The 16,828-nt window shown below is 65.0% G+C and carries 14 protein-coding genes; 7 read left to right on the top strand and 7 right to left on the bottom strand.

Annotated elements, in window-relative coordinates:
* Window positions 1–57: 57 nt before the first annotated feature.
* Entirely contained in the window at window positions 58–540 is a 483-nt protein-coding gene (locus HNO52_RS17280; RefSeq protein ID WP_197566465.1) for a GNAT family N-acetyltransferase, read from the top strand.
* Complete coding sequence (gene zapE, locus HNO52_RS17275) at window positions 537–1,673, top strand: cell division protein ZapE (protein ID WP_197566464.1); 1,137 nt, start codon at window positions 537–539, stop codon at window positions 1,671–1,673. Before HNO52_RS17280 ends, zapE begins: the two co-directional genes overlap by 4 nt.
* Here the strand turns inward: zapE and HNO52_RS17270 are convergent.
* Complete coding sequence (locus HNO52_RS17270) at window positions 1,670–2,719, bottom strand: SPFH domain-containing protein (RefSeq protein WP_197566463.1); 1,050 nt, start codon at window positions 2,717–2,719, stop codon at window positions 1,670–1,672. The two genes, zapE and HNO52_RS17270, sit on opposite strands and share 4 nt — an antisense overlap.
* Before the next feature lie 73 nt (window positions 2,720–2,792).
* On the bottom strand, window positions 2,793–3,245 hold the full coding sequence (locus HNO52_RS17265) for an NfeD family protein (protein ID WP_197566462.1): 453 nt from the start codon (window positions 3,243–3,245) through the stop codon (window positions 2,793–2,795).
* Window positions 3,246–3,345: 100 nt separating this feature from the next.
* On the opposite strand from HNO52_RS17265, the gene copM reads away from it, so the two are divergent.
* The 4 genes from copM (at window position 3,346) to malG (ending at window position 7,908) form a co-directional block, all read left to right on the top strand.
* Window positions 3,346–3,888: a CopM family metallochaperone gene (copM, locus tag HNO52_RS17260; RefSeq protein ID WP_197566461.1), complete on the top strand. Its 543-nt coding sequence runs from the start codon at window positions 3,346–3,348 to the stop codon at window positions 3,886–3,888.
* A gap of 229 nt (window positions 3,889–4,117) precedes the next feature.
* A complete protein-coding gene (gene malE / locus HNO52_RS17255; protein ID WP_197566460.1) occupies window positions 4,118–5,305 on the top strand; it encodes a maltose/maltodextrin ABC transporter substrate-binding protein MalE in 1,188 nt (395 codons plus the stop codon).
* A gap of 138 nt (window positions 5,306–5,443) precedes the next feature.
* A complete protein-coding gene (gene malF / locus HNO52_RS17250) occupies window positions 5,444–6,991 on the top strand; it encodes a maltose ABC transporter permease MalF (protein WP_332107672.1) in 1,548 nt (515 codons plus the stop codon).
* Window positions 6,992–7,017: 26 nt separating this feature from the next.
* On the top strand, window positions 7,018–7,908 hold the full coding sequence (gene malG / locus HNO52_RS17245; protein WP_197566459.1) for a maltose ABC transporter permease MalG: 891 nt from the start codon (window positions 7,018–7,020) through the stop codon (window positions 7,906–7,908).
* A gap of 95 nt (window positions 7,909–8,003) precedes the next feature.
* Here malG and ugpC read toward each other — a convergent pair whose 3' ends face one another.
* From ugpC to tdh, 5 genes are all read right to left on the bottom strand, one after another.
* On the bottom strand, window positions 8,004–9,119 hold the full coding sequence (ugpC, locus tag HNO52_RS17240; protein WP_197566458.1) for a sn-glycerol-3-phosphate ABC transporter ATP-binding protein UgpC: 1,116 nt from the start codon (window positions 9,117–9,119) through the stop codon (window positions 8,004–8,006).
* A complete protein-coding gene (locus HNO52_RS17235; protein ID WP_197566457.1) occupies window positions 9,107–10,783 on the bottom strand; it encodes an alpha-amylase family glycosyl hydrolase in 1,677 nt (558 codons plus the stop codon). The genes ugpC and HNO52_RS17235 overlap by 13 nt, the downstream gene beginning before the upstream one ends.
* A gap of 136 nt (window positions 10,784–10,919) precedes the next feature.
* Window positions 10,920–13,616: an HTH-type transcriptional regulator MalT gene (gene malT / locus HNO52_RS17230; RefSeq protein ID WP_232090374.1), complete on the bottom strand. Its 2,697-nt coding sequence runs from the start codon at window positions 13,614–13,616 to the stop codon at window positions 10,920–10,922.
* Window positions 13,617–13,779: 163 nt separating this feature from the next.
* Window positions 13,780–14,970 (bottom strand): glycine C-acetyltransferase, encoded by a 1,191-nt coding sequence (gene kbl, locus HNO52_RS17225; protein ID WP_197566455.1) that lies wholly within the window; start codon window positions 14,968–14,970, stop codon window positions 13,780–13,782.
* A 1-nt stretch (window position 14,971) separates the two neighbouring features.
* Window positions 14,972–16,000 (bottom strand): L-threonine 3-dehydrogenase, encoded by a 1,029-nt coding sequence (tdh, locus tag HNO52_RS17220; protein WP_197566454.1) that lies wholly within the window; start codon window positions 15,998–16,000, stop codon window positions 14,972–14,974.
* A 218-nt stretch (window positions 16,001–16,218) separates the two neighbouring features.
* Here tdh and HNO52_RS17215 point away from each other — a divergent pair, with 218 nt between their 5' ends.
* On the top strand, window positions 16,219–16,800 hold the full coding sequence (locus tag HNO52_RS17215; RefSeq protein WP_232090372.1) for a helix-turn-helix domain-containing protein: 582 nt from the start codon (window positions 16,219–16,221) through the stop codon (window positions 16,798–16,800).
* Window positions 16,801–16,828: the final 28 nt, after the last annotated feature.

Below are 16,828 nucleotides of genomic sequence, written 5' to 3'. Positions count from 1 at the left end.
CCTGTGAGATCTGCCAAAGCGAAGCGGCAGCCATAGCTGCCGCACGAAGGAGAGAGCATGTCCAAGCTGGATCCGATCAATATCGTTCGACTGAGTCCCGACTCGGACCATGTCCCTACCGTGGCGAGCTGGACCTACGCCGAGTGGGGCCACCTCAATCCCGGCTATACGGCCGAGTCTTGGTGCGAGGCCTTTCGCCGCGAGTGCGGCATCGCTGGCGTACCGTCGGTCTTCGTGGCGATGGAAGGCGACCAGCCGGTGGGAACGGCGGCGCTGATGGCCGAGGATATGGACTGTCGCCGCGAGCTCACGCCCTGGCTGGCCTCGGTGTTCGTGCTGCCGGAGTGGCGTGGCCAAGGCATTGCCTCGACGCTGATTCGGCAGGTCGAGGAGGAGGCCAGTGCATGCGGCACGACCCTGTTCTACCTGTTCACGCCCGACCAGCAGGCGCTCTATCGCCGGCTTGGCTGGCACGATCATGAAGAGCTGAGCTATCGCGGCGAGGAGGTCACCATCATGCAGCGCCGGCTCGCAGAATGACGGCAGCCGCGCCGCTCGACTTCTACCGCGAGGCGGTGGAGCGCCAGGGTTTCGCCCCGGACGAGGCCCAGCGAGTTGCCGCCGCCCGGCTGGATGAATGCTTCCATGCGCTGCACGACGAAGCTGCCGCGACCAAGCGCCGCTTCATTCCCGGCGTCTATCTCTGGGGCCCGGTGGGGCGCGGCAAGACCTGGCTGATGGATGGCTTCCATCGGCATCTCGACGTGCCGTCCCGTCGCCTGCACTTTCACCACTTCATGCGCTGGGTACACCAGCGCCAGTTCCAGCTTGGCGGTACCCCCGATCCGCTGACGGCGCTGGCGCGGGAGCTGGCCGCAGAAGTCCGCGTGTTGTGCCTCGACGAACTGTTCGTCAGCGACATTGCCGACGCCATGCTGCTCGGCCGCCTGCTGCAGGCGCTGTTCGAGCAGGGCTTGGCGCTGGTGTGCACCTCCAACCAGGCGCCGCACCAGCTCTACGCCGACGGCTTCAACCGCGAGCGCTTCCTGCCTGCGGTCGCGGTCATGGAGCGTCACATGGAGGTGGTGGAGCTGGACGGCGGCTTCGATCATCGCCTGCACCCCGGCCAGGCGTGCCAGCGCTACTGGGTGGTCGAGCCCGGCCGGCCGAGCGTGCTGGACGAAGTTTTCGCCCGGCTGAGTGAGGGTGAGTTGGCAAGTAATGAGCCCTTCGAGTTGGGGCATCGCCGCATAGCGGTGGTGCGACGTAGCGAAAGGGCGGTGTGGTGCCGCTATGCCGAGCTGTGCGAGCAGCCCCTGGCGGCATTGGATTTCATTGCCCTGGTCGACGGTTTCGAGCAGATCCTGCTGAGCGAGGTGCCACGCTTGAGCGATGCAAGTGCGGTGCGAGGCATTGCCCGTGGTACCGAAGATGGTGCCGAGCGCATCGAGGCCGGGGAGCGAGAGCTGCCGCCGCTCTCACGGCGTGACGATGGCGTGCGTCGCTTCATCGCGCTGGTCGACGAATGCTACGACCGCCGTGTGCCGCTCTATCTCGAGGCCGAGGTCGCCATGGACGAGCTGTATGCCCATGGCTACCTGGCGTTCGCCTTCCGCCGCACTCTCAGCCGACTGCGCGAGATGCAGCTGGCGCGATTCGGCGCGAGTGGCTAGCCGGCGCTGCCCGCACCGCCGAGGATGCCGCCGCGCACTCCGCTCTGCTGGTCGCTGCCGCGCAGGTGCTTTGCCACGGTGTCTTCCGGCGAGCCGGCCATCTCGCGGAACATGCCCATGGAGCCGAGCAGGGCGGAGGACTCGTAGGGCACGAAGACTCGCTCGCCGTCCTGGGCCATGTTCGGCAGGACCTTGATGTAGCTCTGGCCGAGCAGATAGCCGACCACGGTGCGCTTGTGCTCGTCGCTGTCGCCGATGGCGTTGAGCACCAGCTTGATCGATTCCTGCTCGCCCTGGGCGCGCAGGATGGCGGATTCCTTGTCGCCCTGGGCATTGAGGATCGCCGATTCACGCTGGCCCTGGGCCTTGGCGATGGCGGCGGCCTTCTCGCCCTCGGCCTCGGTCACGGTGGCGCGGCGCTTGCGCTCGGCGGCCATCTGCAGGCGCATGGCGGTCTCCACTTCCTCGGGCATGGCGATATCCTGAACCTCCACCCGCGAGATCTTCACGCCCCACTTGGAGGCCGGCTCCTCCATGGCGGCCTGAATCTCGTTGTTGACCTCGGCGCGCGACTCGAACAGCTTGTCGAGCTCCATCTTGCCCACCACCGAGCGCAGCGTCGTCTTGGCCAGCACTTCCACCGCCTGGCTCATGTTCTCGATTTCGTAGACGGCGCGGCGCGGGTCGATGATCTGGTAATAGAGCGCCCCGTTGATGGTCACCGTGACGTTATCGGTGGTCACCACCGGCTGGCCGGGAAAGTCCATGACCGTCTCGCGGCGGTCGATGCGCGCCTCGTTGGTTGTTATCGGGAAGTACTCCTCGCCGCGCTTCTGATAACGCACCATGGTGATGGCGCGGGGCTGCTCGATGAAGGGAATGATGATGTTGATGCCGCTCTCCAGCAGCCGGTTGAACGAGCCCAGGCGCTCGATCACCATGACTTCCGACTGGCGCACGATCACCAGCCCCTTGGCGATGATCAGGATGCCGATGACGACGACGATCAGGGCCAGCAGCAGCCCCGGGTTGAGGGGTAGATCCATGTGTACGTTCCCTTGTGTAGTGGCGTAGGTATATTGGCGACGTCCTGCAGCGCCAGGTGTTGTCTCGTTCGGTTCAGTGCGGCTGGGTGTGGCTGACGACGGCGGTGGTGCCGTCGAACGCCTGGAACACCACGAGCGTGCCTTCGGGCAGCTCGGTCCCGCCGGTTTCGGCCACTCGCAGGCGATAGAAGTCGCCGTTGATCTTGATGCCGCTGGCGCCGTCGAAGTCGCGCTTCAGGGTGGTATAGCTGCGCCCCTGTTCCACGCCGGTTCCCGTGGTGCCGTAAGCCACACCGCTGGGCGAGAACCAGGGGCGGATCACCTTGATCGCCAGCGGCAGCAGTAGGCCGGAGAACACGCCCATGGCGAGCAACTGCCAAGGTAACGTGATACCCAATGCTGCCAGAGCCGAGGTGAGTGCCGCGGCAATGCCCAGCGCCAGCAGCAACAAGGCGCCGGAGGAGAGTTCGGCCAGGCCCAGCAGCAGGGCGATGGCCAGCCAGATCAGGGCAGGGTTCCAGTCCATGGTAATCTCGTGATGAGTTGTTTCCCGCGCCGGTACGATGACCTGCGCGGCGCTTGGTTCTATCGTTTGACGTACGATTCTCATGTTATAGGAGAGCACCATGCCGCACACCCTGCTGTTACGCCCCCTCTCGACGCTTGCCCTCATTCTGGCCGCCCTGCTGGCGGTTCCGGCGCTGGCCACGGAAGAGGAGGCCCAGGCACAGGGGCGTATCGAGCAACGGGCCGATGCACAGCAGGATGAAGGGGAGAGGAACGGTGCCGAGGGCGGGGCCAACGGGGACGAAGCCCAAGGGGAGAAAATGGGCGCTGAGGAGAACCCGGAGGGACATGACGAGCATGTCGTGGAGCCCGAGGAGGACGAGCATGCTGATAACCCGGCGGTGCAGGCCTACCGCGAAATCGCCGAACGCATGCATCGCGACATGCTCACCGAATTCAGCGGTAATGCAGACGTCGACTTCGCCAGGGGTATGGTTGCCCATCACCAGGGTGCCCTCGATATGGCCCGCGTGGCCTTGGAGCATGGCGAGGATCCGGCGGTTCGCGACTTGGCTCGCGAAGTCATCGAAACACAGGAGGAGGAGATTGCCTTCCTGCAGGACTGGCTGGCCCGGCACGGCCACGATGAAGCAACCGACTAGACCGGGCTGAACCCATCGGGCGGCATCTTCGCGCTGCCGCCCGCTTCTTTTCCCGCCGAGGTGCCCACCGCCTCGCCGACGCTACTCCCGCCCTACGCCCTTCACTTACGCCGCTGCTACGCCCTACGGGGAGGAGGACGCCTGCGCCGCGATTGGCGAGGCTGGACGGGTTCGCTTCGCCGCGCCGCAACGGCAGTGGCATCGATAACAACAACCCGGAGGTTCTCCAATGCCTTGGACACGCCACGCTGTGAGCGTTACCTTGCTGGCCGCGCTCGCCGGCGGCCTCTCTCTCTCCGCCCACGCCTTCGACGATGACCGCCTGACCATCTGGATGGGCGAAAACAAGGGCGACGACGGCATCCGCGAGGTGGCGCGCCAGTTCACCGACGACACCGGCATCGCCGTCGAGGTGGTCAATCCCGATAACCTTACCGACCGCTACCAGCAGGCCGCCGGCAGCGGCCAGGGGCCGGATATCGTGATCTGGGCTCACGATCGCATCGGCGAATGGGCCCAGAGCGGGCTGCTCGCTCCCATCTCTCCCGGCGATGATTTTCGCGAGCGTTACTTCGAATTCACCTGGGATGCCACGCTGTGGAACGGCGAGCACTACGGTTACCCGATCTCGGTGGAGGCATTGGGGCTGATCTACAACAAGGCGCTGGTCGAGACGCCGCCGCAAAGCTTCGCGGAGCTCGCGGCGCTAGACGCCGAGCTGGCCGGCCAGGGGAAAAAGGCGATCCTGTTCGACTATAGCGAACCCTACTACGGCTGGACACTGCTGGCGGCCAACGGCGGCTACCCGTTCCGCCAGACCGAGGCGGGCTTCGACGTCGACGACATCGGCGTCAACAACGCCGGTGCCATTCAGGGCGCCGAGCTGCTGGTAGAACTGATCGAGAGGGACGTGCTGCCGCGCGGCACCGACTACAGCATCATGGATACGCGCTTCAACCGCGGCGAAGTGGCTACCATGATCAGTGGCCCCTGGGCCTGGAGCAACCTCGAACGCAGCGGCATCGACTACGGCGTGGCACTGCTGCCCAAAGTGGGCGACGAACGCGCCAAGCCGATGTTCGGCGTGAAGGCGGCGATGATCAACACGGCCTCGCCCAACGACTTCCTCGCAGTGGAATTTCTCGAGAACTACCTGCTCAGCGAGGAGGGCATGCGCACCTTCAACGGCGACGGCACCCTGGGCGCCGTGGCGCACATCGATTACCAGCAGGAACTGGAGAGCGACCCCAACATCGCTGCCACGCTGGAGAACGCCGAGCTCGGCATGCCGATGCCCAACATTCCCGAGATGGGGGCCTTCTGGGCGGCCATGGAGCCGGCACTGCAGAACATCGGCAGCGGTCGCCAGTCGCCGCGCGAAGCGCTGGACGCCGCGGCGCGACGCATGCGCCAGTAACCGCTTCGCGCTCAATGTCCGGCCGGCGGCAGTATTGCCGGCCAATAGCAGGACCTGCTCATGTATACCACCAATGCTTCCCGGGGGCTGCCGCGCCACCGTTCCCGCTATCCGGCCTAACGCTATACCCGCTGGGCGCTGCGTGGCCTGATCGCGGCCCTAGTGCTGGCCCTGCTGTGGTTGGTGCTCGCCTTCCACCTCAACGGCCAGCCGATTTTTGCCCTGTTGTTTCTGGTGTTCGGCGCCGCCCTGGGCGTGGTCTTCACCCGCCGCCAACTGATGAGCCATCGCTACATCTTTCCCGCGGTGGCCGGCATGGCGCTGTTCGTCATCTTTCCGTTGCTCTATACCATCGGCATCAGCTTCAGCAACTACAGCTCCAGCAACCTGCTCAGCGAGGAGCGGGTGCGCAGCCAACTGCTCTCGCGAACCTACCAGGAGGAGAGCGCCACCTTCGGCTTCCAGCTCTACCGCACCGACCAAGGCGTGCGACTCTATCTGGAGCGTGAGGGTCGCCCGAGCGAATCTGGCATGAACGCGGGCCAGGACGCGGCGGGAGCCGAGGCAGCGCTACGTGGTGTGACGCATTTCGTCACCGGACCGATCTCGCTCGAAGGTGATGAACGCCGTCATGTCGCCGTCCAGCCGGCAGAAGACGAGCCGGCCGGTGAGCCACTGGCGATGCGCGATGTGATCGCCAGCCGCGCCGCGCTGCAGAACCTGGTGCTGACGACACATGATGGGCTCGAGCTGCACATGGCCGGGCTGCGCCACTTTGCGCCGATGCTAGAGCGCTATGAGATCCGCGCTAACGGTAGCCTTTACGACCGGCGCGACGACCGGCTACTGATCGCTGATAGAGAGACGGGTTTCTTCGTCGTCGACGACGGCGAACGCATCACCCCGGGCTGGCCGGTGGCGGTGGGCCTCGACAACTACGCCCGGATCTTCCTCGATCCCCACATTCGTGGCCCCTTCCTGCAGATCTTCGTCTGGACCTTCGTCTTCGCCGGGCTCACCGTGGTATTCACGCTGATGGTCGGCTTCGCCCTCGCTTCGCTGCTGCAGTGGGACCAACTGCGTGGCAAGGCGCTCTACCGTACACTGCTGATCCTGCCCTACGCGGTGCCGGCGTTCATCTCGATCCTGATCTTCAAAGGTATGTTCAACCAGCACTTCGGCGAGGTGAACCTGATTCTCGATGCCCTGTTCGGCATTCGCCCCGACTGGTTCACCGACCCCTGGCTGGCCCGCAGCATGCTGTTGATCGTCAATACCTGGCTCGGCTACCCCTACATGCTGCTGCTGTGCATGGGCTTGACCCAGTCGATCCCCAGGGATCTCTACGAGGCTTCGGCGGTGGATGGCGGAGGACCGCTTACTAACCTGTTTCAGATTACTCTGCCGTTGATCCTCAAGCCACTCACGCCACTGCTGATTGCCTGCTTCGCCTTTAACTTCAACAATTTCGTGCTGATCGCCCTGCTTACCGGGGGCAACCCCGACATCCTCGGCGCCAGCACGCCGGCGGGCACCACCGACCTGCTGGTGAGCTACACCTATCGCATCGCCTTTCAGGATGCCGGGCAGGACTTCGGTCTGGCCGCCGCCATCGCCACACTGATCTTCGTGCTGGTGGCGGGGCTGGCGCTGCTCAACCTGCGCCTGGCCAAGGTCAGGGTCTGATTCGCAAGGTCACAGGAGAATTCGTCATGGCCATGGTTCAACCTCGTTCGATTCGTGCCCGCAAGCTGGCGGCGCATCTTGCCCTGATCGGCTTCCTGGTGCTGATTCTGTTTCCGCTGCTGCTGGTGATGTCGATCTCTTTCCGCGAGGGCAACTTCGCCAGCGGCAGCCTGATTCCCGAGCACTTCTCGCTGGAACACTGGGCGCTGGCACTGGGCATTCCCTGGGAGCGCGCCGACGGCAGCGTGGTGCAACCGCCCTTCCCGGTGTTGCTGTGGCTATGGAACTCGGTGAAAGTGGCGTTGGTGTCGTCGCTTTTGGTCGTGCTGCTCTCCACCACCAGCGCCTACGCCTTCGCCCGCATGCGCTTCGCCGGTAAGGCGCCGCTTCTCAAGGGCATGCTGATATTCCAGATGTTCCCCGCGGTGCTCTCGCTGGTGGCGCTCTACGCCCTGTTCGACCGCCTGGGGCAGTTCGTCGGCTGGCTCGGCATCAACACCCACGGCGCGCTGATCGTTGCCTCGCTGGGGGCGGTGGCCCTGCACATCTGGACCATCAAGGGCTACTTCGAATCCATCGACGGTTCGCTGGAGGAGGCCGCCATGGTCGATGGCGCCAGCACCTGGCAGGCGTTCCGCTACATCCTGCTGCCGCTGTCGCTGCCGATCCTGGTGGTGGTGTTCATCCTCGCCTTTGTCATGAGCATCATGGAGTACCCCATGGCCTCAGTGCTGCTCGTCGACGAACACAAGCTGACGCTGGCGGTAGGCGCCCAGCAGTACCTCGCCGACCACAACCAGCGCTGGGGCAACTTCGCCGCCGCCGCGGTACTCTCCGGCCTGCCCATTACCATGGCGTTTCTGATCTGCCAGCGCTGGATCATCGGCGGGCTGACGGCGGGCGGGGTGAAGGGTTAACAACAAACGCGAATCGAATACTGGTTGCGCTCGGTAGCAAGGCGCCCCGACCTCTGACGAGATCGGGGCGCCGTTGGTAGCCGTGGTTGCTGGTGCTAGTGGGTAACGCCTGGTATTCGCACCTGCCGCGGGCAGGCCGTGCCGTCGTTCGCGAACAGGTGGCAGCGCTCGCCGGTGAGGCCAAGCTCGATTCTTTGTTCCTTTTCCAGCACGGCCAGGCCGTCCAGGCGTTGAGCCAAGGTTTCCTCGACGCCTTCCACTTTCAGGTGGACGAGAGTCTCGTAGCCGAGCTTCTCGGCCACCATCAGCCGCGCTGCCAGGCGTGCGTCGGCTTCCTGGGGCTCGACGAAGTCCTCGGCGCGTACCGCCAGGGTGGCACTGTCGCCGGCTCTGAGACGGGTGCCGTCCACCGCCACTGCGAGCGTCTCGCCATTGGGCAGGCGTACAGCGGTGCGCTGGCGGCCGGGGTCGAGCACCTGAACCGGCAGGAGATTGATGCGTGGTGAGCCGATGAAGCGCGCCACTTCAAGGGTGGCGGGATAATGGTAAAGCGCCAGCGGTGCGCCGACCTGGGCGATGCGTCCGCCGGCAAGCAGCACGATGCGATCGGCCAGCGTCATTGCCTCCACCTGGTCGTGAGTCACGTAGATCATGGTGGCGCCCAGTCGTCGGTGCAGTTCGGCGATCTGCACGCGCATGTCGACCCGTAACGCAGCGTCGAGGTTGGAGAGCGGCTCATCGAACAGGAATACCGCCGGTTCCTTGACCAGGGTGCGGCCGATGGCCACCCGCTGACGCTGCCCGCCGGAAAGCACCTTGGGCTTGCGCTCGAGCAGCTCGCCGAGGTGCAGCATTTCCGCGGCGTGCTGCACCCGGCGGCGAATCTCGGTCTTGTCGGTGCGTGCCAGCTTGAGGCCGAAGGCCATGTTCTCGGCCACCGTCATGTGCGGGTAGAGCGCGTAGGACTGAAACACCATGCCGATGTCGCGCTCCTGCGGCGGTAGCTCGTTGATGCGCTCGCCATCGAGGCGCATCTCACCGCGGCTGATCTCCTCGAGCCCTGCGATCATGCGCAGCAAGGTCGACTTGCCACAGCCGGAGGGGCCGACGAAGACGACGAACTCGCCGTCTTCGATGGTCAGGTCGATGTCGCGGGAGACCACGACCCCCTCGTATTCCTTGCCGATGCCGGCAAGCGTCAAACGTCCCATATGATCTCCTCCTGCGCCGGGCAGCGGGCGATGGCGATCCCGTGGGGCGGTAGCTGAACCTTGCCTGCACTCCAGGTGCCGTTGACCAGGGCGGGAGCGTCATCGAGCGGGCCCGCCTTGCGTGGCGCCGAAAGTTCGCGGTGGGCGTCGCTGAAGTTGAGAGCCACCAGCAGCCGCTCGCCGGGGTGCTGGGTCGGGTGGTGGCGCTCCAGGCAGAGTACGCCGTCGCGCACCGGATGGTAGCGGACCCCGCCCTGCACCAGCGCCACGTGCTCGCGGCGGAAGGCGAGGAAGGCGCGGTAGGCGTTGAGCAGCGAATCGAGATCGCCATCCTGCTGCTTCATGGCCAGGTCCAGGTGCTCGTCGGGTACCGGCAGCCAAGGTTCGCCGTGGGAAAAATCGCCGTGAAGCGTGTCGCCGCACCATGGATGCGGCGTTCGGCAGCCGTCGCGGCCCTTGTAGGCCGGCCAGAAGGTGAGGCCGGCCGGGTCGACCAGTTGCTCCAGGGTCAGCTCGGCTTCGGGCAGGCCCAACTCTTCGCCCTGGTACAGACAGACGCTGCCGCGCTGGGTCAGCAGGAAGGCCATATAAAGGCGCAGCTTGGCCAGATCGCCTTCGGCTTGCCAGCGCGTGGCGACCCGGGAAACGTCGTGGTTGCCCAGCGCCCAGCATGGCCAGCCGTCGCCGATGCGCTCTTCCATGGCGGTCATGGTTCGGTGCAGGAACTCGGGGTCGTGGCGCTCACCCAGCAGGTCGAAGGAGTAGGCCATGTGCAGTCGGTTGCCGCCCTGGGTATAGGCCGCCATCACATTAAGCGAGTCGTCGTCTCCCACTTCGCCGACGCTGGTGGTGCCGGGATATTCGTCGAGCAGGGCGCGCAATTTCTCCAGGAAGTCCAAGTTCTCCGGTTGGGTCTTGTCGTGGAGATGCTGCTGGAAGCCGTAGGGGTTATCCGGCCGCACCCCGAGGAAGCTCTCAACTGCCTGGGTACGCGGTGGGTTGTCCTCGAGTTCGCCGTGGGTGCAGAAATTCACTGCATCCAGGCGGAAGCCGTCGACACCGCGTTCGAGCCAGAAGCGTACTTCGCCAAGAATGGCGTCGACCACCTCGGGATTGCGGAAGTTGAGGTCCGGCTGGCTGACGAGGAAGTTGTGCAGGTAGTACTGGCAGCGGCGGGTGTCCCACTGCCAGGAGCTGCCACCGAATACCGATTGCCAGTTGGTGGGCGGCGAGCCATCGGGCTTGGCGTCGGCCCACACGTACCAATCGGCCTTGGGGTTGTCGCGGTTGGCTCGGCTCTCGGCGAACCAGGGGTGCTGGTCGGAGGTGTGGGAGAGTACCTGGTCGATGGTGACCTTGAGTCCGCGAGCGTGGGCCGCCTCCACCAGGCGGTCGAAGTCGTCGAGTGTGCCGAACATGGGGTCGACGCCGCGATAGTCGGATACATCGTAGCCAAAATCCTGCATCGGCGAGGTGAAGAAGGGCGAGAGCCAGATGGCATCGACACCCAGCGAGGCGATGTAGTCGATCTTTGCGGTTACTCCCGGCAGGTCGCCGATACCATCACCGTTGCTGTCCATGAAGCTGCGCGGATAGATCTGGTAGATCACCGCGCCGCGCCACCACTCCTGCCCCTGCTTGCCGAGTACATGCTGTGCGTTCATCTGTTGTCCTTGTCGCCATGGTGTGGATACGTGAAGCATGCAGGCGATGGTGACGCGACCGATGACGGGAGGAATCCTCTGCCCACCGAGGAGGATAGGCGTAGGAGGGGGGATGAGGCGCAGGCAGCCGGTCGCTCTACACCCCCTGGATGCGCGAGAGCAGCTCGCCAGCCAGAGCGATGGCCTCCTCGCGGCGTCGGATGTGCTGCTTCTGGTAAAGGCTGCGGATATGCGTCTTGACCGTGGTCGGCGCCACCGCGAGTTGCTCGGCGATCTGTTCGTTGGAAAGTCCGGCGTGGATCAGGCCGAGAATCTGCCATTCCCGGCGGGTTAAGGGCGAGGTGCGGATAAGCTCCGGCACGTCGGGGCGGGAGACGATGTCGGCGATTACCGAGTCGTCGAGCATCAGCCGTACGGCGCGACCGAACTCGCGCTGGCGCCTGGTCAGGCTCACCAGCCGTTCGGCATGACCTCGGGCCAGTGGCTCCAGCGTGTCGTCGAGGAGCAGTCGTTCGAGCATCTCGGCCAGCGCCTGGCCCAGGCGCAGGAAGCTGCCGGTCAGCGCGGTGCGGGTGGCCAATGCCAGCGCCTGGCGCAGGTGCTCCAACGCTGCTTCGTGCTGTCCACGCTGCCAGGCCAGCGCCGCCAGGCACAGCCGATTGCGGTTGGCATCGGTGACCAGCCCCAGACGTTCGGTCTGTCGTTCCAGCTCGACGAGCAGCGCTTCGGCTTCGTCGAAGCGGCCGAGCAGTGTCAGCGCACGGGCGTGGTTGCGCAGGTTGCACTGGGCGAAGTGGTTGGTGGCTCGTGCCGGCTCGCCGGGCGGTGCTTCATGCAGCCAGCGGGCCACGGCGTCGAGGTCGCCGTTGGCCTGCCACCAGGCGATCAGGGTGGCATGGGCATTGGCCTGCCAGTCGATGTGGTAGTCGCCTTGTACGAGAATTTTGCGCAGGCGACGGACCTGGTCGGCGCACTGGGCTTGGTCGCCGCGCGAGAGCGCCACCTTGGCCAGGCTGATGTGGCACTGCAGAGTCCAGCATTCGCCTTGGGTATCGAGCACTTCGATTCCCTTCAGCGCCGCCTGCTCCGATTCTTCCAGGCGCTGCCACTCCCACAGCAGCTGGCTGCGGATGCGATAGAGAAACTCCGTCACCGGCAGGCGATCGAGCCCACAGCGTTCGACATGAGCGATGGCGCGCTCCTGCACGTCGTGGGCGGCTTGCAGGCGCCCCTGTGCCACCAGTGTCTCCGACTGGTGGCACAGCGCCCACAGCAACATCTGGTCGTCGCCGAGGCGGCTTGCCTCGCGTTCCACGTTGCGAATGCGCTGTAGCGATTCTTCGAGTTGCCCCTGAACAAAGCGGGCCTCGCCGAGAATCGCCGCGGCGGTCAGCGGCGTGGTGGCCAGATAGCGGGGTGGCAGGGTCAGCGCCCGTTCGGCGAGGGGCGCCGCCCGCTCGGCGTCGCCCTCGTTGATCGCCAGCTGCGCGCGCAAGGTGGCGAACTCGGCGGCCAGCGCCGCCCAGTCGGGTTCCTCGAGCTGCGACTCGATCCAGTCGATGGCCTGGCGGGTGCGGTCGAAGTGGTATTGGGCGTGGGTGGCCCAACCATGCAGCAGTGTCAGCCGGGGTGAACCGACCAGCCGCGTAACGCCGAGTGCGGCGAGCCCGCGTGCTAGCAGCGAGAAGTGGCCGTTGGCCAACAGGGCGGGCCCCTCTTGCCCGAGCAGTTCGGCCAGCGGCTCGGGTGCCTCGGCCTCGATGGCCTGGGCCAGTGCCAGGGCCGGGTTGCCCAGGCGCAGCCAGGCATTGCTAGCTCGCTGGTGCAACTCGTGCTGGGTCGCCAGGCTGAGTTCGTGGCGACGATGACGCAGGTAGCCGGAAAACAGCGGATGGAAGCGAAACCATTGGGCATGAGGCTCGACTCTTTCGAGAAAGACGCCGGCCCGGACGAGCGCCTCCAGGCGTTGCGAGAGTCGTTCGCCCTCCAGTAGCCGGGCCACCAGGTTGGGCGAGAAGCGCTCCAGTACGCCGAGCTGCAGCAGCAATGGGTGGTCCTGGGCATCGATATTGGATTCGAGCAGTTCGTCGAACCAGGCGACGAAGTCTGGATGGCTGCCATCGAGGCGCTCGAGCAGGCTATCGAAGGCGGCCCGGGTAGTTGTGCGCTCGATCAGCCAGACCAGCGCCAGTGGCCAGCCCCCGGTGCGACGCAGAGCGCGCTCCAGGCTGACCCGGGTGGGTGGGAAGCTGAGCTGCTCGGCACACAGCGTCTGCGCCTCCTCGGCATCGAAGGCCAGCTCGGCCAGGCCGATCTCCTCCAGTTCACCGCACAGCCGCAGTTCGGACACCCCCAGGTCGGGACGGGTGCGTGAGGCAAGCGTCAGGGTCAGCCAGGGCGGTTGGTGGCGTAGCCAGTGGCGAAGGCACTCCAGAATCTGCGGATGGCGCAGGTGCTGAAAGTCATCGAGCACCATCCGGCCGGGATCGGAACGGGGCGGCAGGGCAGCGAGCCAGCCTTCCATCGCCTCGGCCACGGGCGCGTATACGCGGGGCAGCTCGACGTCCAGGCCGAGTTCACGACACAGGCCGGCCAGGGCTTCACGAAAATAGGCGGCGAAGCGCCCGGGCTCGTCGTCGCGACTATCCAGGCGTAGCCAGGCCGCCGGTTGCTCCAGCCGCGGCAAGCGCTCGGCCAGCAGGGTGCTTTTGCCATAGCCAGGCGGCGCCTGAACCACCTGCAGGCGTACTCGCTCAGTGAGTGCGAAGCGATCATTGAGCCGTTCCCGGGCGACCACGGTGGCGGGCAACGCAGGTGGGACGAGCTTTTCCATGAGGATGTGCATGTTCAGGTCGGCAACTTTAACGATTAAGTTCTGCAGTATGCCGGCTGTTGCGCTGCGTTTGGGTAGTGTTCGACCAAGGATGTAGGGAAGAAGCATGAGCAAAAGCCGGACCCCTTTGGGTCCGGCCGGATGCCCACTGAAGCATTACCCGCTACAGGCCGAGGCGTTCCTTCACCCGGCCGAAAGCGGCGAGGGCGAGCTCCAGATCGTCGCGGGTCAGCGCAGCCGACATCTGGGTACGGATGCGTGCCTTGCCCTGGGGGACGACAGGATAGGAGAAGGCGATCACGTAAACGCCCTCCTTGAGCATCTCCTCGGCGAAGCGGCCGGCGAGGCCGGCGTCGTGCAGCATCACCGGCACGATGGGATGCTCGCCGGGCAACAGCTCGAAGCCCAGCCGTTCGAGCCCTTCGCGGAAGAAGGCGGTGTTCTTGGTGAGGCGATCACGCAGCTCGCGGGATTCCGCGGCCAGCTCGATCGCCTTCAGTGCCCCGGCGACCACCGGCGGCGCCACGGTGTTGGAGAAGAGATAGGGCCGTGAACGCTGGCGCAGCAGCTCGATCACCTCGCGCTTGCCGCTGGTGTAGCCGCCGCTGGCGCCGCCCAGCGCCTTGCCCAGGGTGCCGGTGGTGATGTCGATGCGGTCCATGCAGCCGCGGTACTCGTGGGTGCCTCGCCCGCCCTCGCCGAGAAAGCCGGTGGCGTGGCAGTCGTCGAAGTGCACGAGTGCCCCGTAGCGCTCGGCAAGGTTGCAGATCTCGTCGAGCCGGGCGATGTAACCGTCCATGGAGAAGACGCCGTCGCTGGTGATCAGCTTGAAGCGCGCACCGTCGCGGTCGGCGGCTTTCAACTGCTCTTCGAGGCCAGCCATGTCGTTGTTGCGGTAGCGGTAGCGCTTTGCCTTGGAGAGCCGTACGCCGTCGATGATGCTGGCGTGGTTGAGCTCGTCGGAGATCACCGCGTCCTCGGCGCCGAGCAGGGTCTCGAACAGCCCGCCGTTGGCGTCGAAGCAGGAGGGGTAGAGAATGGTGTCCTCGGTGCCGAGAAAGTCGGTCAGGCGTTGCTCGAGCTGTTTGTGCAAACTCTGGGTGCCACAGATGAAACGCACCGAGGCAAGCCCGTAGCCCCACTCCTCGAGGCCTGCCTTGGCCGCGGCGTTGACCTCGGGGTGCTGGGCCAGGCCGAGGTAGTTGTTGGCGCACAGGTTGAGCACCTCCTGGCCGGCGTTGATGCCGACGTGGGCACCCTGAGGTGTGGTCAGCTGACGCTCGTGCTTGTACAGCCCTGCCTGGCGGATGGCGTCGAGCTCGCCACGCAGGTGCTGTTGAAAGGCTCCGTACATGTCATGACTCCCAGTTGAGAACGACCTTGCTCGCTTCTCCGCTCAGCATGGCATCGAAGCCACGCTGAAACTCGGTATAAGGCAGGCGATGAGTGATCACCGGCGAGATATCGAGGCCGGACTCGATCATCACCGACATCTTGTACCAGGTCTCGTACATCTCGCGGCCATAGATTCCCTTCAAGGTCAGCATGTTGAAGATCACCGTGTTCCAGTCGATGCCGATATCCTCGGTGGGAATCCCGAGCATGGCGATCTTGCCGCCGTGGCACATGTTGGCCAGCATGTCACGCAGGGCGGCGGGGCTACCGGACATCTCCAGGCCCACATCGAAGCCCTCGGTGAGGCCCAGCTCACGCTGCACGTCGGCAAGCGTCTCGCGTTGCACGTCCACCGTACGGGTAGCGCCCAGGCGCTTGGCCAACTCGAGTCGCCCCGGGTTGAGATCGGTGACCACCACGTGCCGCGCGCCGGCATGGCGGCAAACCGCGGCGGCCATGGCGCCGATCGGCCCGGCCCCGGTGATCAGCACGTCCTCGCCGAGCAGGTCGTACTGCAGGGCGGTATGCACGGCGTTGCCCAGCGGGTCGAACAGCGCCGCCACATCGAGATCGATGCCCGGCTTATGCTCCCATACGTTGGACATCGGCAGGGACACGTACTCGGCGAAGGCACCTGGGCGATTGACGCCTACGCCGCTGGTGTGAGCGCACAGATGACGGCGCCCGGCCAGGCAGTTGCGGCAGCGGCCGCACACCACGTGGCCCTCACCGGAAACGATCTGGCCCGGGTGGAAATCATTGACGTTGGATCCCGCCTCGACGATCTCGCCGACGAACTCGTGGCCCACCACCATGGGCACCGGAATCGTCTTCTGCGCCCAGCTGTCCCATTTGTAGATATGCACATCGGTACCGCAGATGGCGGTGCGCTTCACCTTGATCAGCACGTCATTGATGCCGATCTGCGGTTCCGGCACCTCGTCCAGCCACAGGCCGGGTGTCGCTTCCTTCTTGATCAGTGCTTTCATGTCGCTCCTTCCTGTACTTGTTCGTTGGTCGATTCAGGTGGTGGGCTGCGAGCGGATTCTGGCAATTCACAACGAGAGGTTTACTATAGGGGAATGAATTCCAGTATTGCAGAATATTTCTTTTATACAAGAAAATATTCTCTTATATTGTATTTTCAGTTGCCCGGCGAGCCTCGCTCTGCTGATCCGGTTGGACTGGGTATCGAGGAGAAGTGTAGGTGGACGACACGACGATAACTGCATCGCAGGCCGAACCCGGTAGCCTCTCCACCCGCGTGATCGAGTTGCGCAAGCGGCGCGGGCTCACCCTGGAGCAGCTGGCAGCGGCATCGGGGGTCAGCCGTTCGATGCTGAGCCAGATCGAGCGCGGCAAGGCCAATCCCACCCTGGCGGTTACGCTGCGCATTGCCCAGGCCTTCGACATGAACATCGGCGACTTGGTGGACCAGCCTTGGACGGCCTCGCGCATCGAGGTGGTACGCAGCGACGACGCCAGCCAGCTGTTTCGCGACGATCACGATTGCCGCATTCGGACGCTCTCTCCGCTGCACATGGAGAAGAACGTCGAGTTCTACGAGATCCGGCTTGCGGCGGGAGCGCGCCTGCAGAGCGCTGCCCACTTCGAGGGTACCCGGGAACTGCTGACCGTTACCCAGGGCCACGCGCGGATCGAGGCGGGAGAAAATCGCTGCGAACTGAACTCGGGCGATTCCGCTCACTACCATGCCGACCTGGAACACACCATCGAGAACGTTGGCGAGGGGGAATTGGTGAGTTTTCTCGTGGTGACCTATCAATGAGGGGACGGCACTTCGGCCGTCAGCATGG

The sequence above is a fragment of the Halomonas sp. MCCC 1A13316 genome (genome assembly GCF_014931605.1).
Lineage (GTDB): Bacteria > Pseudomonadota > Gammaproteobacteria > Pseudomonadales > Halomonadaceae > Halomonas.
This window is presented reverse-complemented; position numbering and strand designations above follow the sequence as displayed.